The organism is Saccharothrix violaceirubra (assembly GCF_014203755.1).
Taxonomy (GTDB): Bacteria; Actinomycetota; Actinomycetes; order Mycobacteriales; family Pseudonocardiaceae; genus Actinosynnema; species Actinosynnema violaceirubrum.
Genome location: NZ_JACHJS010000001.1, coordinates 3,510,377 through 3,534,520, shown reverse-complemented (window position 1 = coordinate 3,534,520; position 24,144 = coordinate 3,510,377). Strand labels below are relative to the sequence as shown.

The following is a 24,144-nucleotide window of genomic DNA, read 5'->3' as shown; positions in this document are numbered from 1 at the left end:
TCGCTAACGTCCGTCCCGACCGGACGACCCGACGACCTGGAGTGTGGAGAAGTGCTCACCACCGACTACCTGACCGGCGTGCCCAACTGGCTCGACCTCGGCAGCACCGACGTGGAGCGCAGCGCCGCCTACTACACCGCGCTGCTCGACTGGACCCACGAGCCGCTGGGCCCGGAGGCGGGCGGGTACGGCTTCTTCCGCCACGACGGGCGGATCGTGGCCGCGATCGGCCCGTCCACCGAGCCCGGCGCGTGGACCGTCCACCTGAACACGCCGGACGCGGACGCGACGGCGGGCGCGGTGCGGGCGGCCGGCGGCGAGGTGCGCGTCGAGCCCGACGACGTGTTCACGGCCGGGCGGCTGGCCGCGTTCACCGACCCGACCGGCGCGGAGTTCGCGGTGTGGCAGCCCGGCGACCGGGTCGGCCTCGACGCGGTGACGGTGCCCGGCTCGCTCGCGTGGATCGAGCTGCACACCACCGACGTGGCCGCGGCCGTGGCGTTCTACACCGGGGTGTTCGACGCCGAGGCGTCGAAGGTGCCGTTCTCGGGCGGCGAGTACACCGTGCTGACGCCACGCGGCGCCGGGGACGAGCGGTCGTTCGCCGGGGTCGTGCCGGTCGGCGACGGCCGGTCCCGGTGGGTGGCCTACATCGAGGTGACCGACGTCGAGGCGACGTTCGCACGCAACACCGAACTCGGCGGCGGCGTGCTGATGCCCGTCGAGCACGTGCCGGGCGTCGGTCGGATGGCGTGGCTGACCGACCCGCTGGGCACCGTGTTCGCGGTGATCCAGAGTTCGACGGACTGACCTTTTCCGACCCGCGCGGGGGACGCGTCGAGGGGGCGCGTCCGCCGAAGTAGGCGCTGTGGTGCGCACATGGGGAACTCCTGGTAGATCGGGTGTTGTCCAGGCATCCGCTCTACCACGAGTTCCGTTGTTGTCCTGTCCCAGTCCGGCGAAAGCTGTCACCACCGGGTGACTGCTGCCGTCTGGTCGTCACCCACAAGCCTGCTCTGCGACCGCGTAGCCATCCGACCGACCTCACCGACGAGCAGTGGGCCGTGGTCGACGCGCTGCTGCCCGACCCGCCGTGGCTCGCCGGACAGGGCGGACGCCCGGAGTAACACTGCCGCCGCCTGGTCGTGGATGCGATCCTCGACACCGTCGACAACGGCATCAAGTGGCGTGCCCTGACCGCCGACTTCCCGCCCTGGAACACCGTGTACCGGCGCTTCGCCGCCTGGGAACCCGGCGGTGCCGCCGAACGCCTGCTCAACGCGGTCCGCGACCGTGCCCGACTGAAGGCCGGACACGTCGCGGCCCCTCGGCAGCGGCGGACAGGCGACGTGACTATCAGGGTGCGTTCTCCACGGTGAACGCCTGGATTCGGGTGCGGACCGCTCGCTACGCTCCGGACGGCCGCCGCCCCCGCCCGACTCGGCACGTGATCACCGATGCGCCGGTGGTTCGGCTCCTCGGCACGTCCGCCACGTCGGCGGGTACCCGTCACCCGAGATGAGGTCGCATGGGCAACGCCGAGGCCGATCCGGACCCGTCGCTTCCGATGTCCCGCCGGACCCTGTTGCGGGGAACCGGGCTCGCCCTCGGCGGCACGGCCCTGGCCAACGGGACCGCCGACGCGCACCCGCCGGGCGTTCCGGTCCCGGGCCCCGGCAGCCCGGTGCGCCCGATCCCGGTGCCCGGGCAGGTTCCGGCCACCCGGGGCCTGTTCGAGGTGCCCGGGGCGCGGCTGTGGTACTGGGACACCGGCGGGCCCGGCCAGCCGGTGGTCCTGCTGCACGCGCTGAGCGGCAGTGGCGAGAGCTGGCCGTACCAGCAGCCGTACCTCGCCCGTGCGGGGTACCGGGTCATCGGCTACTCGCGTCGGGGCTACGCCCACTCGCCGGTGCGGGACCCGGACGACCCGAGGACCGGCATCGAGGACCTGCACGACCTCGTGGAGTTCCTGGGGGTCGGGAAGTTCCACGTCGTCGGCGTCGCCGGCGGCGGCTGGTACGCGATGGACTACGCGCTCAACCACCCGGACCGGTTGCACAGCCTGGTGATCGGCGCGTGCGTGCTCCAGGTCCAGGAGCGGGACTACCAGGACATGGTGGGGCGGTTGCGGTCGCCCGAGGTCGACGCGCTGCCCGTCCACTTCCGGGAGTTGGGCCCGTCCTACCGCGCGACCGACCCGGACGGTGTCGCCGGGTGGCTGGACATCCACCACCGGGCCGGGCCCGACGGGATCGTCCAGCCCAGGGCGACCTCGCTGACCTGGGCCGTGATCGAACGGCTCACCGTGCCCACCCTGCTGCTGTGGGGGGACGGCGACCCGTTCACCGCACCGCCGGTGCAGCGTCTGCTGGCCGGGCACTTCCGGAGGGTGCGCACGGTGGTGGCCAACGAGTGCGGGCACAACGTCCACTGGGAGCGGTCGGACGTGGTCAACCCCGTGCTGCGGAACTTCTTCCGGGACAACCGGCACTGACCGTCCGGGCCACGCGGGTGATCCGATCGAGCCCGGCCGAACGTGTCGTGGGAGCGCCCTCACACTCCATCGAGCCCGTTGGATGGGGTGTGAGGCCGGGCAGCGGAACAGGAACGAGGGACGGGCGGCGGGTGGCCGAACTGCTTTGACGGCGCGCACCGCCCACCAGTGGGGCGATCCGGCCGCCCGGCGTTCGGATGGCGGATGGCGCCGCCTGCTGTTCGCGCTGATTTCCCGTATCGGGGCCGCACTCGACACCCATGCGTACGCAAGATCGGCCGGGACTCTCGAGGGCCGTCCCCGCTGTCCCGTCGATCGCCGTCCGTCTCCTGCTCGATGGGGAACTCGTAGGGGAGGCAGGCCGGGTCGATGTCGAGTGCCACGACCAGGGCGCCGCGATCCCCGGGGTCCGGACCGCCGGCACGTCTGTGCGGACTTCCGTCCCGTGGCGTCTCGTCCCGCACGGCAAAGTCCACCCGGCCGGAGGTGCGGTTGGGCACGGGCTCTCGGATGTGGGGGGATGTCCCCGGTTCGGGTGTCGGTAGTGGTACACATGCAGTCTTAACGATTCGGGGAATTGCGCCTCGCCCGGAGGGTTGATGTCCGTCACGCCCAAGCAGTTGTCCGACGAACTGCACGCGTTGTGCCGAGGCCAAGGGGTCCAGGCTCCGGGCATCGACAAGCAGGTCGGGCCGGCGCTGCGTGAGGTGTGCGGTATCGGCAAGGGTGACGCCGCGGAGATCGTGCGGACCAAGGTGACCGCCTGGGTCACCGGGCTCACCGACCAGTTCCCGACCGATCTGCGCCTGCTCGTCCTCGTGCCGCTCGGCCTGCACGAGGACGCGCAGAACCGGTTCCTGTCCGAGCGCATCGACTGGCTCGCGGGCCGGCTCGAACGGGGTGCGCGGACCGTGCGGCGCCGGGTCGCGTCCGGGGTCGAGCGGTTGGTCGAGGCCGGGCTCAACCCGGACCGCGACGGCTCGGCCGCGCCCGCCGACCCGTGGCACGTCGCCGAGTTCGACGCGTTGCTGAGGCTCGACGGCCTCACCCCGACGTGCACCGAGCGCCGGACCGTGGTCGCCGACCGGGACGGCATCGACGAGATCGAGTGGTCGATCACGCTGCCCGCCGCGTCCGACGACGGCGTGCCCGGCCACCTGGACGTCCAGGTGTTGCAGGGCGTCGAACTGGTCGAGTCGCTGCGGCCCTCGTCGCGCCGCTGGCTGCTGCGCCTGCGCCTGCCGCACCGCCTTGATTCCGGGCAGCGGCACCGGTTCGCGCTGGAGGTGCGCGTGCCGGTCGGGCAGGCGATGCGGCCGACGTACGTGTTCTGGCCCGAGCGCCGCTGCGAGCGGTTCCGCCTGGTGGTGCGGTTCCCGCGCCACGACCTGCCCGGCGACGTGTGGCGGGTGGACGGCGCGCTGCACCGCGACACCGACGACCTGCGGCCGGGCGTCAACCGGCTCGCCGTGAACGACATCGGCGAGGTCGAGGTGAACTTCCCGCACCCGCGCGAGGGTCGCGGCTACGGCGTCCAGTGGCGCGAGACCTCGGGCATCGACTGACCGTTCCCGACGGGGTATTTCCGGCGAAACGCACACGAGCCTGTACGGCCTTGTCCGGATAAGTCCCGGACACCTTCCCGACCGGGTACGCCGGGCGTCACCTTCGATGCGTCACGGACGCGGTCGAGGGGAACCCGGTCATGCGACTCCTGTGGATTTCGGACAGCCCGGACACGCCTTCGGGATTCGGCGGTCACCCGATTCGTGTGCGGCGGACTGGCCCGCGCGGGTCACGACGTCGCCGTTCCCGGGTGGCAGACGACCGTGCCGTCCCGTCGGTACGGCTGCACCGTGCACCCGATCCGCCCACCGCTTCGGCGGCGACGCTCTTTACGCCCACCTGCTCGAGCACCGTCCCGATGTCGTGATCGTGCTCGCGGACATCCCCTGGGTGCCGCAGATCCTCACGCCGAAGGTCCGCCGCCTGCTGGAGCCGCGCGGCGTGCCGGTCGCGTTCATCCCGCACGGCGTGGACCTGAAGGTGTTCGCCCCGCCCGCGAGCCGTGAACGCGCCTACGCCCCGACGTGCTGCTGCACCTGCACACCGATCCCGACGACGCCCGGCACGCGCCGCACTACTCCTACGACCTGCGCGCCGACATCGACCGGTTCGGCCTCGCCGACCGGGTGCGGTTCACGCGCGGGTTCCGGATGCGCCGCGCCGGCGGCGTCTCCCTGCGCACCCTCGCGGGCCTGTACCGGGCGGCCGACGTGCACCTGCTGTCGTCGGTCGGCGAGGGGTTCGGCCTGCCGACCCTCCAGGCCGCCGCGGCCGGCGCCGTGCCCCTGGCCGGTGCGCACAGCGCCAGCCGTGACCTGGTGACCGGGCACGGCGCGGCGATCGCCGTCGCCGACTGGGTCGACGACGAGTACGGCCTGTGCCGGGGCCTGGTCGACGTGGCCGACGCCGTCGGCCACCTCGTCCGCTACCACGACGACCGGGAGGCGCTGCGCGCCGACTCGCGCCGGGCGCGGGCGTTCGCGCTGACCCACTCGTGGGACCGGATCGTCGGGCAGTGGCACGACCTGCCGGCGACGGCGCCCGTCCGCCCGGCACGCGAGGAAACACCGGTCGTCCGCGCGCACGGCAACGTCACCGTGCGGCTCACGGTCAGCCGCTTCGCCGACCACACGCCCAGGTCCGATCCGACCCGCCGCCTGGGCGTCCCGGCGGGACCGGCGCCGCACCTGCTGCACGTCGCACCCGGCGCGGACGGGCACTTCGCCGCGTTGCGCGCGATCTTCCCCGTGCTGAGCACCACCGACGACCCGGCACGGGCCGTGCTCGTGCTCGACCCGCACGGCGACCTACGACGCCCGGAACCGGATGTCGACGCGTGGCGGCACGACGTACACGTACACCCCGCGCGGCACGCTGTCCTCCCGGGCGAGTGGTGGCACGACGACGCAGGTGGCGTTCAACGCCTACGACGAACTCGTCACGGACGGCGGGACCACCAACACCTACGACGCCTTGAACCGACTGGTCGGCACGGGGTCGAGGACGCTGTCGTACGAGGGGCTCACCCGGACGATCAGCGCGGCGGGCACGGACACGTACAGCAACCTGCCCGACGGAACCCCGCTCGGTGTCAGGCAGGGCACGACCAGGTCGTTGTCCGTGACCGACCTGCACACCGACGTGGTCGCCACCGTCGACCCGACGACCGGCATGCTCGTGTCGTCCCGGGCCTACGGCCCGTTCGGCGACGTCCAGTCGACCACGGGCACCCCGCCTGCACTCGGGTACCAGCACCAGTGGACCGACCCGACCACCGGCGACGTGAACATGGGCGCCCGCTGGTACCAGTCCGGCACCGGCGCGTTCTCCAGTCGCGACACCGCGGCCCTCGACCCGAGGGACTTGCTCAACGCCAATCGTCACGCCTACGCGGCGTCCAACCCGCTGACGTCCATCGACCCCAGCGGGAACTGGTGGACTCCGGTCCCCACACCGGTTCTCCCCATCGGGGTCGCCATACCGGTACTGGCGGCCGGTGGGGCAGCGGTCGGCGTCGGAGCCATGGGCACAGTGGCTGCCATCGGTGCTGCGGCCGTGGTCGGCGGTTTCATCGGCTACGCACTCTATGAGGCGTCGGTCACGAGAAGCGTCAAGAACAAGTTCAAGATCTCCATCAACAGGGGCGGCCGTGGTGGCATCCGCTACCCGGACGGACAGAAGCCGGTAACCGGCAACATCGGCACGGTCGTAACGCCCGACATCGTCTCGTTCCCGTCCGACTGGGGCTCGTCGTGGGGTGACGAGGTATCGGCATGGGTCGGCGGCTGGGCAACGCAAAGCGCACCGGCCGTGTCCCAGGCGGTACTGGAGGAACTGGCCCGAGCCGCCCGTGTGCGTGACAACGCCCTGACCGAGGCCGCCCGCCCGGAGCTGTCCCAGACGATCAGCGGCTCGGTTCAAGCGCTGATCGACGCGGCGGCAAGCGCACCGGCGATCGCGCTGGGCAACCTGGTCTCCGGCGGCAAGGAACAGGCATTCGCGCCGACCGACACCCAGCAGGCGACCCCCTTCCTGCCCGCGCAGGAATACCTGGACGACTCGTGCCACACCGGTGGCCGCCTCGGCACCGACCCGTTCGGCCAGGTGACCAGAGGCGCGTCGATCTGGACGTGCGGTGACGCTCCGGGCGCGGGGTCGAGCGGCGATTGCGTGTCGAACAGCTTTACGCCGGAAACGCCGGTGTTGATGGCCGATGGCACGACCAAGCCGATCGAAGACGTGAACGTCGGCGACGAGGTCATGGCCTCCGACCCGGTCGATGGTCGGACTGAAAGCCGCCCTGTGACGGCGACGATCGTCGGCGCGGGCGAGAAGACGCTGGTCGATGTCACGGTCGACGCGGATGGTGACGGCGACTCCGACGGTGTGATCACGGCGACCGACGGCCACCCGTTCTGGGTCGACAGCGCCGCTGAATGGCGAGAAGCATCCGAGCTGCACGCAGGCGACCTGCTCCGCACACCGGCCGGCTCTACCGTGTGGATTCTGGCGGTCGCTACGCATACCCTCCTCAAACGGGTTCACAACCTGACCGTCAACGGCCTGCACACGTACTATGTGCTGGCAGGGCTCATCGCAGTACTCGTCCACAACAGCAGTGGATGCGGCCCTGTCGCATACGGCTCGACGGAGTTGAGTCGGATTGCGGTCAAGCATCGGATTCAGGCTGGAATCGAGGCGGGGCAAAATGTGGCGATCTACAGCATCGAGTTGCCGAACGGCCGGATCGCCAATTTGGCCTTCGTGAATACGGTCAGGCGGACCCATTCCGAAGGGCATGCCGACGAGTTTTTCGCCGGTATCGGGCTGGATCCTCGGTCTGTCCGGGATATTTATTCCGAGCGCAACTTCTGCCTAACCGAAGGTCATGAATGTGCGGGTCGGATGAGTAAATTTGTAAATGCGCGCCTGTCGTGGAGTTTCGAGCACGGCGAGAATGCGGCGGCAGCCATCCGTAGGTATATTTTCGGTTAGTATTTCCGGTGGGAGAGTCGTGAAACTCCACGATATGCGAGAAGTTGTCGACCGGATACTCGGGCAAGATCTCGACTTTCTGAGCCTGGTCGACGGAGCCCCGGTTCTTCCGGGATCCGTGCTGGGTGAATGGAGAATCGCGGCGGACGAAAAAGAGGTCTTGGCGCTGTACGGTCTGCCGCCTGCAAGGGCAGACGGACTGATGGGAATCGTCGGAGGCTTCCAAGAGTCCGGAACGCCGACGGTCGCACGTGATGGCCGACGGATCTATATTCTTGGCAAGCTGGGTATTTCCACCCTTGCTGTGGTCGAAGGTGGCGGAGATGTGTTCTCATTCCCGCAGAGCAGTGAAGTCCATCCGGGCCTGAAGCATCTTTATCCGGACGGCATGCTGCCCAGGCTCGTGAACTCTTCGATCGCTCGCTTCGTCCGGTGTGCCTGGCTCTGGAATGCGCTGTTGCCTTTGCTGGCCGAGTGGGAGAAGGCGGCGGGGCAGTGTGAGTTGGCCCAGGCGCGTGCAGGCAAGGTCGACCTATCCGTCGACCCGTATGAATCTTACCTGGCATTGTGTCACCACCTCCTCGGTCAGTTCCGGGAGATAGATTCGGAAATTTTGGAAGAATCGTCATTCTGGAAAGACCAGATCATTGACGTGTGGTGACTTCGCAAGGTGTACCCGCACGGACAGGTGGACTTCGTCGCCTGGCTTGCCGAGTTCGACGCCATGCGCGGGAATTCGGGATCGATGTGATCGTGGCTGCCGGTCGTGCGGCGCATCTCTTGTAAGATCCGGTCATGGTCGTCCGCGACGAGGTCCGACTGCTGCACGCGCTCGGACCGTTGCCTGCCGAGGATGACGATTCGGTGGACGACGCACGGTTCGAGGACGTGGATCGTCTCTTTCGGGCCATCGAACGCCCGGTTACCGAGGACGAGGCCCGGCTTCTTCTCGAGTGCTTCGGGCCCGACAACTGCTTCGGGTTGTCGTGGGCGTTGATGCACCTGATCGAGAGTTCGCCGGTGCACCCGGTGACCGTGGAGCCGCCGCCCGGATCGAACCTGTGGGTGGAGACCCTGTGGCTTCGCCATCGGAACGGGCTTGAAAGGCGGAAGTCGTGATCGCCGGGCCGGTCGGTTCTTCGTACCGGATCGGTGCGTGAACGACCTCCGGCCCGCGCGGCGGGTGCCGGCGGGCCTGAGGGTCAGAACGTGGAGTCGGACAGCAAGGTGGTCAGAACGGTGATGATGACGTGCGGTTCCATGTGACACCTCCCCCCGGATGGAGGAGGGCGCCGGACCGGAATTCAGGACATTACCGCCACCGCGAAGAACCCGCCGACGAGAAATCCGACGAGAAGGCAGGTCGCTGCCAATCGCACGAGCGTCGACAGCGCACAGTGCATCCTCATGACGATCACCCTCCCCTGGATCGCTTCATTCTTCCGACGTGCTTCCCGGTTTCCTTCTCCCGGTCCGGCGTCCTCTGTTTTCGCCGGCACGTCAAGAATGGCGCCACTGGGCGGTCGTGAGAATGGGTTTCCTGTTTCCGGGCTCAGTCGGAAACAGTGAGCCTGCGCAACGCGGTCGCCAACAGGGCGTGCGCACTCCCCGCATGAGGCAGTTGGCCGCGTCTGACCAGCTCCAACGCCCGCTCGAACGGGACGCGGTGGACGCGCAGGTCCTGCTCGCCCGCCTCCAGGGCGGACTCGCCCTCGGACAGGCCGGTGGCCAGGAAGATGTGGTCGACGTGGTTGCTGAGGCTGTCCGCACCGTGGATGGTGCCGATCGGCTCCCACTCGCGGGCTCGTAAACCCGTTTCCTCGGCCAGTTCACGCCGGGCCGCGTCGACCGGCGAGGCGTCCTTCGGGTCGACGCCGCCTCCGGGCAGCCGCCACTGCGTCCCGCCGTGCGTGTAGATCCACTGCCGGGTGAGCACGACCCGGTCTTCGTCGTCCAACGCCAGTACCGTCACCGATCCCGGCGCCACCACGTGCACGTACGTGTCATGACCGCCATCGGGTCGCACGACGGCGTCCCGGTGCACCTCGAACCACGGAGAGCTGTGCACGACGCTTGTCGCCAGTCGCTGCCACACGATCACCACACCAACCGACTCGTCGCACCGCTCAGTTGCCATGTGGTCATGAAACACCTCTCGAAACGCCGCCAGCCGGGCGAAAACATGCCAGTTTGTGGTCAACACCGGACCCGGTCGCGTGCCTGCGCGACACTGGCACGCGGAGGTGGTCACCGTGCAAGACGCCTTCTCCAACCAGTTGAGACGGCTGCGGCATGAGCGCGGACTGTCCCTGTCCGAACTTTCGAACCTAGTGCATTACAGCCGCGGTCATCTCAGCAAGGTCGAGAACGGCCACTCGCCCGCGAAACCGGAACTGGTCGAGAAGTGCGACCAGGTGTTGCGGGCCGGCGGTGCGCTCGTCGCGCTCACCCCGATCCCGACCCGGCGCGGGACGCCGACACCAGGCCATTCCATGCACGCGGACGACATCACGCTCGCCGCGCACCATGAGATGTTCGCGGCTTACCGCACGCTCGGCCATCGCACGAGTCCGACGGTCGTGCTCGCCGGACTCGTGCCACAGGCCCGTGCGCTGCGCGCGATGGCCGAGTCGAACCGCGAGCCGGAGTTGACCGACGCGTTGTGGCTGTTGGCCGCCCGCTACCTGGAGTACGGCGGGTGGATGGCCCAGGAGGCGGGCGACGACGACGCCGCGATCCGGCTCACCGACGAAGCGGTCCGGTGCGCGGAACGCGGCGGCGACCGCGAACTGGCCGCGTACTCGTTGGTCAGGCAGGCCGAGTTCGCCATGTACCGCAACGATTCCGTGCGCACCGTGCAGCTCGCCAAACGCGCGCAGGCCGCACGCGGCGTGTCGAACGCCGTGCGTTCGCTGGCCGCCCAACGTGAAGCACAGGGTTACGCGCTGGCGGGGGAGGAGGTCCTCTTCGGCCGCGCCCTGGACCGGGCCGCCGAGTTGAACCGCGACGTCCCCTCCGGCCCGCCCGCGTTCGGCACGACCAGCGTCGCCGATCCGGTCGCCGTGGCCCGCGCCTGGTCCACCTACCACCTCGGCCGCCCCGCACGGGCGGCCGAACTGCTGGCCGAGCAGGTTCCGCTGATCCGGGCCGACGCGGTCCGCTCGCGGGCCCGCTTCGGGCTGCGGCTGGCCCTGTCGCACGCGGACGCGGGCGACCTCGACCACGGCAGCACGCTCGCGCTCGGCCTGCTCGACGACGTGCGGGGCGTCGACTCGGCGACGATCCGCTCCGACCTCACCGCGTTCGTCCGCGTGTTGGAGAAGAGCGGCCCGCTGCCGGCCGACGCCCTGCTGCTGCGCACCCGCATCCGCGAGGTGCTGATCGGCGAGTGACCTCAGAGGACCGAGCGGAACACCTTCTCGAACGCCTCGGGCTGCTCGGCGAACCCGATGTGGCCGCCCGGGAAGATCGTCGGCTCCACGTCGAGCAGTCGGCCCAGCGCGATCGACGTGCGCTCGCAGAACTGGCCGCCGGACTCCGCGCCGATGCCGATCACGATCCGGGTCGCGATCGAGCGCAGCACGGCGACGTCGGGCTGCCAGCGGGTGGTCGGCCGCATCATGTGGTTGTGCTGGAAGTCGTCGTCGGCGATCTCCTGCGGGGTGCGCTCGCCGCCGAACATCTGGAGGAACACCGGCTCCGGCAGGTCGATGTTCGCCAGCACGAAGAACTTGCGCCAGGCGCCGAGCACGTCGCCGCCCTGGTGGGTGGCGATGATGTCGTCGGTCCGGCGGTGCAGCTCCTCGCGGTCGTCGAGGACCTCGGTGAGCGGCGGCTCGTGCGCGATCGCGACCCGCACCAGGTCCGGGTACGCCTGGGCGAGCGCCAGCGTGCTCACCGCGCCGCCGCTGGACCCGAGCACGACGGCCGGTCCGGCGTCGACGTGCCGGATCAGCGCGGCCAGGTCGGACGCGCGCAGGTCCAGGGTGGCGTCGGCGTCCGGGTCGTCGACCGTGCTGCGGTTGATGCCGCGCGGGTCGGTGGTCACCACGGTGTGGTCGACGGCGAGCAGCTCGGCCAACGGCGTGAACGGGTTGGCGTCCATGGGCGCGCCGACCAGGACGACGAGCGGGCCGGAGCCGCGCACCTCGTGGTAGAGGTGCGCGCCGGGCACGTCGAGGATCGCGGCGGTGGTGGTCATGTGGGGTTCCTCCCGGTTCGGTGTGGCCGTTCGGAATGGAGACTGCGGTGGTCGGGCAGAATCGTCGGTCGTGACGGAAGTTTTTCCGCCGGCCGATGTGGACCTCGCGCGAGCCGGCGACCCGGCGGCGTTCACGCGGCTCGTCCGCCCGCTGCGCAACGAGCTGCACGCGCACTGCTACCGCATGCTCGGGTCCACGCACGACGCCGATGATGCCTTGCAGGACGCGTTGCTGCGCGCGTGGCGGGGGATCGGCGGGTACGAGGGCCGGTCGTCCTTGCGGGCCTGGCTGTACGCCGTGGCCACGCGGACGTGCCTGGACGCCGTGAGCGCGCGGGGCCGCCGGGCGTTGCCGGTGGACCTGCGGCCGTCGAGCGAGCACGCGGTGGTCGGCGACCCGCCGGTCACCGAGGTGGCGTGGCTGGGGCCGTACCCGGCCGAGAAGTACGAGCAGCGCGAGGCCGTCGAGCTGGCCTTCGTCGCCGCGGTGCAGCACCTGCCCGGCAACCAGCGTGCCGCGTTGCTGCTGTTCGAGGTGCTGGGGTTCGCGGTGGCCGAGATCGCCGGGATGCTCGGCACCACGACGACCTCGGTGAACTCGGCGCTGTCGCGCGCCCGGCGGGTGCTGGTCGGCAAGGAGCCGCCGACCCGGCCCGACGACCACCGGGTGCGCGACGTCGTGGCCCGGTACAGCCGGGCGTTGGAGGAGGGCGACGCCCCGGCACTGGTGGCGTTGCTGACGGCGGACGTGACGTGGTCCATGCCACCGATGGCGCACTGGTACCGGGGCCTCGACGCGGTGATGGACTTCGCCACCCGGTTGCCGCTGGGGTCGTGCGGTTCCTGGCGGCACGTGCCGACGTCGGCCAACGGGCAGCCCGCCGTGGCGGGCTACCTGTGGGACGACGACGCCGGCACGCACCTGCCGTGGTCGATCGACGTGCTGACGCTGCGCGACGACCGCATCGCCGAGGTGACCTCGTTCGTGGGCGCCGAGCACTTCCCGCACTTCGACCTGCCGGAATCGGTCGACTAGGCCGACATCAGCGGGACGACCGCGCGTCCGGCCTTCTCCAGCACGCCGGGGGCGTCGGCCGTGGCGGGACCGTAGAACATGAACCGGGTGAGCAGGTCGGCCTTGGTCACGACCAGCTCGCAGATGCGCATGAGTTCGCTCTTGAAGCAGACCGCGAACTGGGCGTCACCGCCGAGCGCGGGCAGCGTGAGTTCGCCGTCCGGGCTGAACGGGCCCTCCTTGCCGATCGAGAACGGCCGGCATTCCAGCGCCTTGCGCGCGAGCGTGACCGATTCGGCCGCCGCGTCGACGCGGCGGAAGGACACGCTGTACTGGGAGAACGCGGAGAATGCCGCCTTGTTCGTCCAGTACGTGGCGAGCTTGGTCATCGCCATGGCGCCCTCGGTGCCCAGTTCCGTCGGGCAGGACATGATCGTGTAATTCTTCTGCTCGTTGTCCGATTTGCGCGTATAGCCCAGCGGGCCGAGCACGTCGTCGGGCAGTTGGGCCTTTTGCAGCCGGCCTTCGATCAGGGCGGGATCGGGCGTGGCCGGCGCGGCGCTGCTGGTCGTGGTGGTGGCCGGCGCGGTGCTCGACGGCGCGGCGTCCGGAGTGGACGAACAGCCCACCAAGATCGCCAAAGAGAGTAGGATGCCCCCGATTCTGCGCATGGCGCGGACACTAACACCCGCACGTGAACCAATTTCACGCCAGGTGGCCGGCCGCGCAAACCCGCGAGTCCTCCACTCGGACACCCCGAAATACGCACTCGGGCACCTTCTTCCGGGTGATCCGCGGCCGAAACCACCCGACAGGGCGGTCACGCTCTGCGGTCCCGGCGGCACCGACGCACACTCCCCGCAGCGGGAACGGTCCGTGGAGGTGGGGTCGGGTGCTTCGTCGGGTCGTCGGCGGTCTGTTGGCCGTTCTGCTGGTGTTCACGGACCTCGCCGCGGGTAGTCCCGTCGCGCGGGCCACGCCGGTCGCACGCTGTGGTGAGTCCGGCACGCCGTCGGTGGTCGCGCTCCAGAACACCCACTTCCACGTGGACACCTCCACCACCCCGAAGTTCCTGTCCGGCTACGCCGGCTACCGGATCAACGCCGGACCGGCCGCCCGTCGGCGGCTGTGGCTGCAACTGGGCGGGTTCACCGGTGGCGTGCTCGGCCTGGCCGCCGACCAGCCCGCCACCCTGCCGCTGCCCGACCTGGCCGCGGGCGCCAACGCCGTCCGGTACGCCCTGCTCACCGCCACGGGCGCGACCACCGCCGCCCAGTCGCACACGATCACCCTCCACGACGGACCGCCCGGCACCGGCACGCCCGTGTGCAGCCGCACCTTCACCTACGCCGACGTCGTCGACACGATCAAAGCCCTCGCCAACAAGGTCGACTCCGTCACCTCGACGGCCTCACCCACCGCGAAGCTCGGCGACGCCGTCACGGTCACCGTGAACGGCCACACCGGCACGCTCGGCGCCGGACCGGCGAACGACCCCGGCGTGCTCGAGTACACCCCGACCACGATCGGCGACTTCCCCGCGTCCGCCTGGCGACTGGAACGCACCGAGCTGCGCATCTCGCCGGACGGCACCGCGCCGCAGGTCACCTACGTCGACGGCCTGTACCTGTCCGGCGCGAGCGGGCCGGACCGCCCCTACACGGCCACGTACACGTTCCGCGCGATCGGCCCCGCCGCCACCGCCGCCCGCGTCCGGCCCATCCAGTACATCGCCAGCGGCACGCAGGTGAAGCACACCGACGCGGGCGGCACCGGGTTCGGCGACCTGCCCACCGTCTCGCCGCTCGCGCCGCTCACCCTCGGCAAGACCCGCACCGCACCCGCCGACGGCGTGCTCGCGGCCGGCGGCGGCACCGCGAGCTACGCCGTGCGCGTGGCCAACACCGGCACCGCCTCCGCCGTGGACGCCGTCGTCGACACGATCCCCGACGACGCCGCGTACGTCGCCGGCAGTCTCAAGATCGACGGCCGGACCGCCGCCGACCCGGTCGTCTCCGGCCGCACCCTCACCGTGCCCGGTCCGATCCCGGTCCCGGCGGCCGGTGCCACGACTCTGACGTACTCGCTCGCGCTCGGCGCCACCGCGGGCGTCCGCGTCAACTCGGCCGTCGCCCGCTTCGGTCAGACCGTCGTCGACACGACCGCCGACGTCACGGACTCCGCGCCCGCGACCGCGTCGGTCACGGTCCTGGGCTCGGGCGCGCTCGGCGTCACCGACGACAGCGTGAGCACACCCGCCGGCACGGCCGTCGTCGTGAACGTCCTGGCCAACGACACGAGCAGCTCCGGCCTGCCGCTGCGGGTCACGTCCGTGAGCACGCCCGCGAGCGGCACCGCCGTGCTCGACCCGGCCGGCACCGTCACCTACACCCCGGCTTCGGGCGCCTCCGGCACCCGGACGTTCACCTACACCGCCACCGACGGCTACTCCAGCCGCACCGCCACGGTGACCGTCGCCGTCCTGCCCGCCGCGATCACCGACACCTACGCCACCGGCAAGAACACCCAGCTGTCCGGTTCGAGCGTGCTCTCCAACGACGCGTGCACGAGCTGTACCGCCGCGGTGCTCACCGCGCCGTCGAGCGGCACGGTGACCGTCGCGTCCAACGGCACGTTCACCTACACGCCCGCGTCCAACTTCAGCGGCACGGCCACGTTCACCTACCGCGCGACGGACAACGCCGGTCGCACCGCCGACGGCCAGGTCCGGATCAACGTCGCCGACCTCGCGCCCGACTACGCCACCACGCCGTACAACACGGCCGTGGTCGTTCCGGTCAAGGCCAATGACCCCGGTTGCTCCGGCGGCTGCAAACCCCAGGCCGGCACCGGCGCGGGCCGGGGCACGGTGACGTACTCCAGCGGTGGCACGGTGATCGTGACCTACACGCCCACCACCGGCCTGTGGGGGTTGGACGGCTTCACCTACGGCATCACCGGGTCCAGCGGCAGCGCGACCACGCCGGCGACGCTGCTTGTCGGACCGCCGACGAACAGCGCGCAGACCACCTACGGCGTGCCCGTGACCGTGCCGCTCCCGGCCGGCGGGTCGTGCCCGAACTGCGTGTACTCGCCGGGTTCCGCGCCCGCCAACGGGTCGGTCACCGTCGACCCGGCGACCGGCGCCGCCGTCTACACCCCGGCCGCCGGGTTCGCGGGCACGGACTCGTTCACCTACGTGGTGGCCGACCCGGCGAGTGGTCTGCGCATCTCCGGCACCGTGAACACGACCGTCGGTCCGCTCGCGGCCGACGACTCCGCGACCGTCCTCCAGGGACAGTCGGTGTCCGGCACGGTCGCCGCCAACGACTCTTGCCCGACCACCTGCACCCGCACCAAGCTGAGCAACCCGTCGTCGGGTTCGGTGTCGTTCGTCGGCGACGGCTCGTACACCTACACGCCGGGCAGCGCGATCGGCCAGGTCTCCTTCACCTACCGGATCACCAGCAGCGTGTCGGGCTCGGCGGGTTCGGACGGCACGGTCCGGATCACCGTGCGCGGCGCCGTTGACGACACCGCGTCCACTACGCCGGGCACGCCGGTCACGGTGCCCGTGCTGACCAACGACCCCTGCACCACGTGCACGCTCAGTTCGGTCACCACGCCCGCGTCCGGCACGGCCGAGATCGTCGGCGGCGCTGTGAAGTACACGCCCGCGGCGGGATTTTCCGGACAGGTCCGGTTCACCTACACCCTCACCAAGAACTCGGCCACCACGACGGCCGACGTGGTTGTCACCGTCGCGCCGATCGCGGCGGGCGACACCGCGACCACGGTCGAGGGCACGCCCGTCGACGTGCTGCCGCTGGCCAACGACCTGTGCGCCAACTGCGCGCTCACCGGGCTCGGCACGCCGTCGTCGGGCTCGGTCACGCGGGTCGACGACGTGGTCACGTTCACCCCGGCGGGCGTCGGCACGGCCACGTTCACCTACAGCGCGGTCGACGGGTCGGGCAACACCTTCGGCGGCACGGTCACCGTGGACGTCGTGGCCGTGCCCGGCGTGCAGGCCGACAGCGCGACGACGCCGAGCGGCACCCCGGTCGTGATCCCGGTGCTGGGCAACGACTCCTGCGGCGGGTGCGCGGTGGGCATCGGCTCCGACCCGGCGCACGGCACGGTGTCGGTCGACGTCCGTTCCCGGGTCGTGTACCGGGCGGCGCCGGGGTTCAGCGGCGCGGACGCGTTCACGTACTCCGTCGTCGACCCCACGACCGGCGCGTACGCGAGCGCGTCGGTCGGCGTGACCGTGACGCCCGTGGCGGTGGACGACTCGACGTTCACGTCCGTCGGCGTGCCGGTGGTCGTGGACGTGCTGGCCAACGACGCGTGCACCGACTGCGTGGTGTCCGTCGACGGCTCCGACCCGCGGGTGAGCCTGGTTCCCGGCGGCATCCGCGTCGCACCGGTAGCCGGGTGGACCGGCACCGTGACCGTCGGGTACACGGCGACCGACCCGGCGACGGACGCGTCCTCGTCGGCGACCCTGGTCGTCGAGGTCGGCGACGCCCGGCCGGATTCGACCACCGTCGCGCACGGGGGCGCGGTGACCGGGTTGGACGTGCTGGCCAACGACGACTGCCCGGGATGCGCGGTGGTGGCGGTGGGCGCCGCGTCCTACGGCACCGCGACCGTGCGCGACGGGTTGGTGGACTGGCAGCCGCCCGCGGACTTCGCCGGGTTGGCGACGTTCACGTACACGACCTCGAGCGGCGCGGTGTCGTCGGTGCGGATCCTGGCGGCGCCACCGGTGCTGGACCTGGACGTGGTCGTCGACCAGCCGAAGCCCGTCGTCGTGCCGTCGTCCGCCACGTGCGCGGGGTGCGTGGTGACCGTGGTGACCGCGGCGGACAACGGTGACGTGGACGGCCTCGTGTACACGCCCCGGACCGGGTTCACGGGCACGGACACGTTCGACTACCTGGTCACGGACCCGGTGTCGGGTCGTGCCGTGCGCGGGACGGTCGCCGTGACGGTGGCCGCGCCCGCACCGCGTCCCGAGTTGACCGTGACCGCGACGCCGCCCGATGCCGGTGTGCGGCCGGTGGCCGGGCAGTTGATCACGTGGACGTGGACGGTGACCAACAGCGGCAACGTCGCGCTCACGGCCCTCACACCCGGTACCGGTGCCTGTGGGGCGTCGTCGTTGGCGGTGGGCGCGAGTACCACGTGCACGACGTCGCGCACGCTCGTCCAGTCCGAAGTGGATGGTGGGTCGGCGGTGGGCGCGATCTCGGTGACGGCCGGGAGCACCGCCGGTCCGGCCACCGGTTCCGGTTCGGACACCGTGGCGTTGGCGCGGGTTCCGGGGCTGACCGTCACGGGCACGGCCACGGCGCCGGACGACGCGGGGGAGGGGGACGTGATCACCGTGTCCTATGTCGTGGCCAACACCGGCAACACGACGTTGAGCGGCGTCGGGGTGACGGTGGGCGGGGAGGCGTTGAGCTGCACGGCGACGACTGTCCTGCCGGGTGCGAGCGTGACGTGCACCGGGACGCACACGGCGACGGCGGACGACGTCTCGGCGGGGTCGTGGAGCAGCACCGGTGTGGGGTCGGCGACGTCGCCCGGTGTCGCGCAGCCGTTGACCGGGCAGGACTCGACGAGCACGCCGTTGACCGCGCCCGTGCCGACCACCACCACGACACCGATCGTCACGACCGCCACCACGACCACTACTACGGAGCCGACCACGCCTACGACCACCGAGCCCACGACCACGACGACCGAGAGCACGACCACGACGACCACGACCACAACCACGACCACTGAGCCTGAGCCGACGACCACCACGGAAGTCACCACCACGACGGAACCGACGACCACCACCACCACGGAAACGACCACCGAGACCACGTCGGCGAGCGTCACGACCGCGACGACGCCCACCACCGCCACCACGACGGAGACCGCCGAGCCGACCACCACCATCACGACGGCCACCACGCCCACGACGACGGAGACGACCGAACCCACGTCGACCACGGTGACCACGACGACGACCACCACCGAGGAACCGAGCACGACGACCGCGCCCACACCGACGACTCCGACCACCGAACCGACCACGACGGAACCGACGACCACCACCACGACCGAACCGACCGTGACGACGGCGACGACGCCGCCCACCACCACCGAGCCCACCACCACGACGACCGAGCCGACTACGACCACCACGACTACGACCACCACGACCACGACCGAGCCGACGACTACGACCGGGCCCACCACGACCACGACGGAGCCGACCACTACCACCACGACGACGGAACCCACTACGACGACGTCGTCCACCACCACGACTTCGTCGTCCACGACCGTGTCCACCACGGTGCCGACCACCACGACCACACCTGAGTCGCCGCCGGTCGGCGTCGTGTCCGGCACCGTGTGGTTCGACCGGAACCTCAACGGGGTGCGGGACGGCAACGAGTGGCCACTGCCGGGCGTCCAGGTCACGCTGATGACCACGGCCCGTGCGGCGACCAGGGCGGACGAGCCCCCGTCGCAGATCACCGGCCCGGACGGCGGCTACGCGTTCACCGGGGTCACGCCCGGCGACTACCAGGTCAGGGCCTCGATCACGGCCGCCGGGTTCTCCTACACCTCGGACTCCGACGGACAGGCGGACTGGACCGTGGACGTGTCCGTGGCGGGTGGCCTGACCTCGGGTGCGAGCTTCGCGGGCATCGGCAAGGGGAGCGTGTCGGGCGTGATCGTGGACAGCCGCACCGGCGATCCGATCCCGGCCGCCGCGGTGAAGTGCCGGTGGGCGGGGTTCGACGACGTCCTCGACACGACCGACGACGTGCTGATGGACATCGTGGCGAGCACGGCGGGCGGCTTCACGCTGGAGCAGCTCCCGTATGGCCACTACTCGTGCGTGGGCACCGACCCGGCCACGGGCACCACGTCGGGCGTGGTGGACGTGGACGTCGTGTCGGCGGCACCGGTCGACACCCGGTTCCCGATCGTGCTCGACCAGCCCGTGACCGTGCCACCCGCCACCGAGCCCCGACGTGCGCCGCTGGCGCAGACGGGCGTGCCGGCGCCGTGGCTGACGTTGTTGGCGCTCGGCCTGCTGGCGTTCGGCTGGGGCCTGTGGTTCGCGGCGACCCGATCGCGCCGCCGGTCGCGTTAGCTAGCCGGGGGAGCGGGGCGAGGGCACGGACAGCGGCGTGAACATCACGAGCGTGCCGCTGATCCGCAGCACCCGCAGAATCCTTCGGGTCGCCACGAGCCGCAACGACACCCCGGCCGCCCCCGTGGCCTTGTGCAGGCGGACGAGCGCGGTCACCCCGGCGGCGGCGAAGAACGTCGTGTCGCGCAGGTCGACGACGAGCGTGCCGCCGGGCGCGACCAGCGCGAGTGCGTCCCCGAAGCCGTCGTGCAGCGGCGGCGCGGTGTTGGCATCGACTTCGCCCACCACGGTCACCACCACCGTCCGCCCGCGGACCGAGCGCTCGACGTGCAGCGGACTCTCGCGGATGTCCACTCGCGCACCTCCCCCGTGCGGGGTCCTGGTCGCCCGAGCATCGTCCTCCCGGCGGTCGGGCACAAGCCGTGCCACCGGATCGTCGGGCGGTGCCCAAGCCTCGCGGCCCGGCCGAGCCGAGGAAGATCACCCGTTCGTCGGAAGGGGCCGCTCCCGGACGAGGGGAGCGGCCCGCCGTTCTCAGTACCAGCCGGTGCAGTAGACGGTCAGACCGTTGAAGTCGCTGAGTTCGGCGCACGCACGCATGACCTTGCCGTTGTCGTTGTAGCCGGGCGTGAAGACCTGGTGACCGGTCGTGAGTTCGGTGATGCCGAGCTGCGTCCAGTTGCCGTTGTTCGCCTCGGTGATGTTGTTCGCGCGGTCGACCCACACGAGGTCGCTCTTGTGGTAGGTCAGCCGCCCCCACGCGCAGGTGTTGCTGCTGTAGCGCAGTTCGATTCTGCCGTAGAAGAACCCGTCGACCACTCGCGGGGAACTCGGGTTGGGGAACGAGCTGGGGTTGGCACCGTCGGTGCAGCCGATCGCGGTCTCCGTCGCGGACGCGGCGGGCGCCGTGAAGAGCGGCGCGACCAAGGCGGCAGCGAGTGCCGCGATAGTGGCGGTACGGGTGAACCTTGCCATTATCGGCCCCTTTTTCGATAAATGTGGGAGTGTCCGGAGACGTTTCGTCGGCGCGCTGCACGCCACGCGCGGAATATGGTCATAACCGCTGGTGGGCACGCAGCGGCTGCTATTTTTCGGCAGCGTTGACGGCGAACTCCATCGGACATCTCCCCGGATTCTCCCGGACGAGGGTCCGGGAACGGCTCGGCCGTAGCCGAAGTCCGGCCCCCGGCACAATAGTGCCGATTTTCTCCCGAGTTCGGGCCGAAAAACAGAAAGTTCCGTTTTTCTCGCAATTCTCCGAGGTTTCCGGCGGACAGAACGTTCCATTACGGTGAGCGACATGGGGAACACCGACGCCCGCGACCGCCTGCTCACGACCGCGAGCAGGATCTTCTACCTGCGGGGCATCCACACGGTCCCGGTCGACGAGGTGATCGGCGCGGCGGGGGTCAGCCGGGCCACGTTCTACCGCCACTTCTCGGGCAAGGAGGACCTCGTCCGGGCCTGTCTGGCGGCGCATGCCGACGACATGCGCGCCCGGGTCTCCGAGATCGTCGCCGCGGCGGGCAGTCCGCGCGTGGCGCTGACCGTGTTGGTGACGGGACTGGGCGAGCGACTGCGCGACACGTCGTTCCGCGGCTGCCCGTTCATCAACGCCGCCGCCGAGTTCCCCGACCCGACCCACCCGGTGCGCGGGATCATCGCCGGACACCGGGCCTGGCTCGTCGAGGCGATGACCGCCCTGCTGACCACCGCCGGCCGCCCCGACCCGGCGGCCGACGCCCGCACCCTGATGATGCTGCGCGACGGTGCGCTGGTCGGCGGCTACCTCGACGACCGGTCCGCCACGCTCGCCACGCTCGCCCGCGCGGTCGACTCGTTCACCTGACCTCCTCGGGCCGTCCGGGAGCGCACCGCCTCGGCGGGCCGGCGCGGTCGACAGTGGGCGACGTGGTCGCGGATGCGGCGCTGCGCGAACCGGTAGCCGGTCTCGTCGCGGGTGTGCTCGACCAGTCAGGTGGTGGCCGCACCAACGGTCAGCGGACCACGTCGTACACCAGCTTCTGGATGCCGTTGGAGTACGACTCGCTCTCGACGAGCTTCAGGCTCTGCTTGTCCTTGTCCGTGCCGCTGAACAGGCGCTTGCCCGCGCCGAGCAGGACCGGGAAGACGAGCAGGTGGTAGCGGTCGACCAGGCCGGCGTCCGCGAGGTTCCGGGAAAGGGTGGCGCTGCCGTGGACGCTGATCGGGCCGCCCTCGCCGGCCTTCAGGGCGGCCACGTCGTCCAGCGAGCGCAGGATTGCCGTGTCGCCCCAGTTCGACACCAGGTCCCGCTCGGCCAGGGTGGTGGAGACGACGTACTTGGGCATCGCGTTGTAACGCGGGAACTCCTCGGTCATCGTCGGCCACACCGGCGAGAAGACCTGGTAGCTGACGCGACCCAGCAGCATGGCCGTCGCCTCGTCCTGCTCGCGGCTTTTCAGCTCGTAGGCGGCCGGGTCGAAGTCGATGTCCTTGAACGTCCACCCGCTGTTGCGGTAGCCGGGCTCCCCGCCCGGAGCCTCGACGACGCCGTCGAGCGAGACGAACGAGGTGACGATCAGCGTGCGCATGGGGTGCTCCAGTCGGTCTGTCGGTGCGTGTCGTCAGGACGTCGAACGGGGACCGTCCGGAATCGACACCCCGCGCGGAGAAGTTTCCGACATTTTCCCGCGGTTCCGGAAAGTCGCAGCACCGGGACGCAGCGTGACCACTTGGAGACAGGGTGAACGCCCGCCGGGTATCCCGGGCGGGCGTTCACCTTGGTGTCGGTCGGGTCAGTCGAGGTCGGCGAAGCGGAGTCGGGTGTGGTCGACGGGGCCGACGCCGCCGAGGTTGGCGGGTGCGTTCCACTGTCCGGCGAAGGCGTTGTTGTTGTGCCAGCCGGTGAGGGTGCCGTCGGTGTTGGTGCGGACGATGTCGGCTTTGCCGTCGGCGTCGAGGTCGGCGAGTTCGACGCGGGTGTGGTCGACCGCGCCCAAGCCGCCGATGTTGACCGGGGAGTTCCACTGCCCGGCGAGGGCATTGTTGTTCCACCAGCCGGTGAGGGTGCCGTTGGCTTCGATCCGGATGAGGTCGGATCGGCCGTCGGCGTCGAGGTCGGCGAAGCGGAGTCGGGTGTGGTCGGTGCTGCCGACGCCGCCGATGTTGGTGGGTGCGCTCCACTGTCCGGCGAACGCGTTGAGGTTGCGCCACGCGGTGAGGGCGCCGTCGGCCTCGACGCGGACCAGGTCGGCGCGTCCGTCGCCGTCGAGGTCGGCGAAGCGGAGTCGGGTGTGGTCGGTGCTGCCGACGCCGCCGATGTTGACCGGGGAGTTCCACTGTCCGGCGAACGCGTTGTTGTTCCACCAAGCGGTGAGGGTGCCGTTGGGTTCGATCCGGATGAGGTCGGATCGGCCGTCTCCGTCGAGGTCGGCGAGTTGGAGTCGGGTGTGGTCGACGGGGCCGACGCCGCCGAGGTTGGCGGGTGCGTTCCATTGCCCGGTGAACGCGTCGTTGTTGTGCCAGCCGGTGAGGGTGCCGTCGGTGTTGATCCGCACGATGTCGGCCCGACCCTGAGGAACACCCCACAGGTGGTGGGCGATCTTGACGGCGTCGGCCGCCTCCACCGCGTACCGGTAGGCGTACTGCTCGGCGGGGCGTTGGACGCGGGCCGCGACGTCACCGATCGGCGTGGTGTTCCACGAGCCGTTCGGGTAGAACGCCTGCATCACGTCGAGGAACTTGTTGGTCGCGGTCGGCGGATCGGTGCGCTCGGCGAAACTGCCCCACGACGCGCGCTGCTGGAACAGGCCGACCGAGTCCAGGTCACCACCGTCGAGGTTGGCGTTGCCGGTCTCCACGATGGTCGTAGAGATCGCGATCGCCGCCGCGTACTCGTTGAGGCCCCGCGCCTTTACGGCTTGGACGACCGCTCGGGCGCACGATGTGTTGTAGGCGGTCATGTAGCCGCGCATCTTGTTGTTCAGTACCGGGTTGAGATCGCCGGCGGCCGCACTGTCGGCTGCGGTAGGACCGCCCGCCCGGCATGGCAGCGCGGTGAAGTTCGCGGTGACCTGGGAGGGCCAGATCTCGGTGGGGTCCGGTTCCGGGTCCGCGGTCGCGCCCGTCGCCGTGATCGCGCCGAACACCGAGGCGATCGCGATCACCGAGGCCAACCGGACGGAGAGCTTGGTCGAGTGCTTCATGGAAGTGCGATTCCTTCC

20 protein-coding genes are annotated in these 24,144 nt (G+C 70.5%); 11 read left to right on the top strand and 9 right to left on the bottom strand.

Annotated features, from left to right (window positions below; translation table 11 throughout):
- Nucleotides 1-51 precede the first annotated feature (51 nt).
- The 4 genes from F4559_RS16795 to F4559_RS16780 all read left to right on the top strand — a co-directional run bounded on the left by F4559_RS16795 (nucleotide 52) and on the right by F4559_RS16780 (nucleotide 4,059).
- Nucleotides 52-810, top strand: coding sequence for a VOC family protein (locus F4559_RS16795; RefSeq protein ID WP_184669798.1), 759 nt, complete (start codon nucleotides 52-54; stop codon nucleotides 808-810).
- Between the two features lie 329 nt (nucleotides 811-1,139).
- Nucleotides 1,140-1,379 carry a transposase gene (locus tag F4559_RS16790; RefSeq protein WP_281386812.1) on the top strand — a complete coding sequence of 80 codons (240 nt, stop codon included), beginning with the start codon at nucleotides 1,140-1,142 and terminating at the stop codon, nucleotides 1,377-1,379.
- A 149-nt stretch (nucleotides 1,380-1,528) separates the two neighbouring features.
- A complete protein-coding gene (locus F4559_RS16785) occupies nucleotides 1,529-2,494 on the top strand; it encodes an alpha/beta fold hydrolase (RefSeq protein ID WP_184669794.1) in 966 nt (321 codons plus the stop codon).
- Between the two features lie 599 nt (nucleotides 2,495-3,093).
- On the top strand, nucleotides 3,094-4,059 hold the full coding sequence (locus tag F4559_RS16780; protein WP_184669793.1) for a hypothetical protein: 966 nt from the start codon (nucleotides 3,094-3,096) through the stop codon (nucleotides 4,057-4,059).
- Between the two features lie 513 nt (nucleotides 4,060-4,572).
- Here F4559_RS16780 and F4559_RS16775 read toward each other — a convergent pair.
- Complete coding sequence (locus F4559_RS16775; protein ID WP_184669792.1) at nucleotides 4,573-4,992, bottom strand: hypothetical protein; 420 nt, start codon at nucleotides 4,990-4,992, stop codon at nucleotides 4,573-4,575.
- On the bottom strand, nucleotides 4,986-5,318 hold the full coding sequence (locus F4559_RS16770) for a hypothetical protein (protein ID WP_184669791.1): 333 nt from the start codon (nucleotides 5,316-5,318) through the stop codon (nucleotides 4,986-4,988). The genes F4559_RS16775 and F4559_RS16770 overlap by 7 nt, the downstream gene beginning before the upstream one ends.
- Nucleotides 5,319-5,470: 152 nt before the next feature.
- On the opposite strand from F4559_RS16770, the gene F4559_RS16765 reads away from it, so the two are divergent.
- From F4559_RS16765 to F4559_RS16755, 3 genes are all read left to right on the top strand, one after another.
- The gene (locus tag F4559_RS16765) at nucleotides 5,471-7,555 is read left to right on the top strand and encodes a polymorphic toxin-type HINT domain-containing protein (protein ID WP_184669790.1); all 2,085 of its coding nucleotides are present in this window, start codon (nucleotides 5,471-5,473) and stop codon (nucleotides 7,553-7,555) included.
- Between the two features lie 19 nt (nucleotides 7,556-7,574).
- Nucleotides 7,575-8,216: an SUKH-4 family immunity protein gene (locus F4559_RS16760; protein ID WP_184669789.1), complete on the top strand. Its 642-nt coding sequence runs from the start codon at nucleotides 7,575-7,577 to the stop codon at nucleotides 8,214-8,216.
- A 134-nt stretch (nucleotides 8,217-8,350) separates the two neighbouring features.
- Nucleotides 8,351-8,674, top strand: coding sequence for a hypothetical protein (locus F4559_RS16755; RefSeq protein ID WP_221447259.1), 324 nt, complete (start codon nucleotides 8,351-8,353; stop codon nucleotides 8,672-8,674).
- Nucleotides 8,675-9,107: 433 nt separating this feature from the next.
- On the opposite strand, the gene F4559_RS16750 is transcribed toward F4559_RS16755, so the two are convergent.
- Entirely contained in the window at nucleotides 9,108-9,692 is a 585-nt protein-coding gene (locus F4559_RS16750) for an NUDIX domain-containing protein (protein WP_184669788.1), read from the bottom strand.
- Nucleotides 9,693-9,747: 55 nt separating this feature from the next.
- On the opposite strand from F4559_RS16750, the gene F4559_RS16745 reads away from it, so the two are divergent.
- Nucleotides 9,748-10,947, top strand: coding sequence for a helix-turn-helix domain-containing protein (locus F4559_RS16745; protein ID WP_312865686.1), 1,200 nt, complete (start codon nucleotides 9,748-9,750; stop codon nucleotides 10,945-10,947).
- 2 nt (nucleotides 10,948-10,949) lie between these two features.
- Here the strand turns inward: F4559_RS16745 and F4559_RS16740 are convergent, their stop codons facing one another.
- Nucleotides 10,950-11,756 (bottom strand): alpha/beta fold hydrolase, encoded by an 807-nt coding sequence (locus F4559_RS16740; protein ID WP_184669785.1) that lies wholly within the window; start codon nucleotides 11,754-11,756, stop codon nucleotides 10,950-10,952.
- Between the two features lie 70 nt (nucleotides 11,757-11,826).
- Here F4559_RS16740 and F4559_RS16735 point away from each other — a divergent pair, with 70 nt between their 5' ends.
- On the top strand, nucleotides 11,827-12,792 hold the full coding sequence (locus tag F4559_RS16735; RefSeq protein ID WP_312865685.1) for a sigma-70 family RNA polymerase sigma factor: 966 nt from the start codon (nucleotides 11,827-11,829) through the stop codon (nucleotides 12,790-12,792).
- On the opposite strand, the gene F4559_RS16730 is transcribed toward F4559_RS16735, so the two are convergent.
- Nucleotides 12,789-13,412 (bottom strand): hypothetical protein, encoded by a 624-nt coding sequence (locus F4559_RS16730; RefSeq protein WP_184669783.1) that lies wholly within the window; start codon nucleotides 13,410-13,412, stop codon nucleotides 12,789-12,791. The genes F4559_RS16735 and F4559_RS16730 overlap by 4 nt on opposite strands.
- A gap of 251 nt (nucleotides 13,413-13,663) precedes the next feature.
- Between F4559_RS16730 and F4559_RS35940 the strand changes: the two genes are divergently transcribed.
- Nucleotides 13,664-19,939 (top strand): Ig-like domain-containing protein, encoded by a 6,276-nt coding sequence (locus F4559_RS35940; protein ID WP_184669782.1) that lies wholly within the window; start codon nucleotides 13,664-13,666, stop codon nucleotides 19,937-19,939.
- Here F4559_RS35940 and F4559_RS16720 read toward each other — a convergent pair whose 3' ends face one another.
- Both F4559_RS16720 and F4559_RS16715 read right to left on the bottom strand, forming a co-directional pair.
- Nucleotides 19,940-20,293 (bottom strand): STAS domain-containing protein, encoded by a 354-nt coding sequence (locus F4559_RS16720; protein ID WP_184669781.1) that lies wholly within the window; start codon nucleotides 20,291-20,293, stop codon nucleotides 19,940-19,942.
- 180 nt (nucleotides 20,294-20,473) lie between these two features.
- On the bottom strand, nucleotides 20,474-20,914 hold the full coding sequence (locus F4559_RS16715; RefSeq protein WP_184669780.1) for a hypothetical protein: 441 nt from the start codon (nucleotides 20,912-20,914) through the stop codon (nucleotides 20,474-20,476).
- A gap of 325 nt (nucleotides 20,915-21,239) precedes the next feature.
- Between F4559_RS16715 and F4559_RS16710 the strand changes: the two genes are divergently transcribed.
- Complete coding sequence (locus F4559_RS16710; protein ID WP_184669779.1) at nucleotides 21,240-21,788, top strand: TetR/AcrR family transcriptional regulator; 549 nt, start codon at nucleotides 21,240-21,242, stop codon at nucleotides 21,786-21,788.
- Nucleotides 21,789-21,936: 148 nt separating this feature from the next.
- Here F4559_RS16710 and F4559_RS16705 read toward each other — a convergent pair whose 3' ends face one another.
- Nucleotides 21,937-22,512, bottom strand: a complete 576-nt coding sequence (locus F4559_RS16705; RefSeq protein WP_184669778.1) for a dihydrofolate reductase family protein — start codon at nucleotides 22,510-22,512, stop codon at nucleotides 21,937-21,939.
- Nucleotides 22,513-22,716: 204 nt separating this feature from the next.
- The gene (locus F4559_RS16700) at nucleotides 22,717-24,126 is read right to left on the bottom strand and encodes an FG-GAP-like repeat-containing protein (protein ID WP_184669776.1); all 1,410 of its coding nucleotides are present in this window, start codon (nucleotides 24,124-24,126) and stop codon (nucleotides 22,717-22,719) included.
- Nucleotides 24,127-24,144 lie beyond the last annotated feature (18 nt).

Bases quoted from the DNA above. Each gene is read 5' to 3' on its own strand.
- F4559_RS16785 (WP_184669794.1), top strand. From the start codon at position 1,529: ATGGGCAACGCCGAGGCCGATCCGGACCCGTCGCTTCCGATGTCCCGC.
- F4559_RS16780 (WP_184669793.1), top strand. From the start codon at position 3,094: ATGTCCGTCACGCCCAAGCAGTTGTCCGACGAACTGCACGCGTTGTGC.
- F4559_RS16755 (WP_221447259.1), top strand. From the start codon at position 8,351: ATGGTCGTCCGCGACGAGGTCCGACTGCTGCACGCGCTCGGACCGTTG.
- F4559_RS16750 (WP_184669788.1), bottom strand. From the start codon at position 9,692: ATGGCAACTGAGCGGTGCGACGAGTCGGTTGGTGTGGTGATCGTGTGG.
- F4559_RS16740 (WP_184669785.1), bottom strand. From the start codon at position 11,756: ATGACCACCACCGCCGCGATCCTCGACGTGCCCGGCGCGCACCTCTAC.
- F4559_RS16715 (WP_184669780.1), bottom strand. From the start codon at position 20,914: ATGGCAAGGTTCACCCGTACCGCCACTATCGCGGCACTCGCTGCCGCC.
- F4559_RS16710 (WP_184669779.1), top strand. From the start codon at position 21,240: ATGGGGAACACCGACGCCCGCGACCGCCTGCTCACGACCGCGAGCAGG.
- F4559_RS16705 (WP_184669778.1), bottom strand. From the start codon at position 22,512: ATGCGCACGCTGATCGTCACCTCGTTCGTCTCGCTCGACGGCGTCGTC.
- F4559_RS16700 (WP_184669776.1), bottom strand. From the start codon at position 24,126: ATGAAGCACTCGACCAAGCTCTCCGTCCGGTTGGCCTCGGTGATCGCG.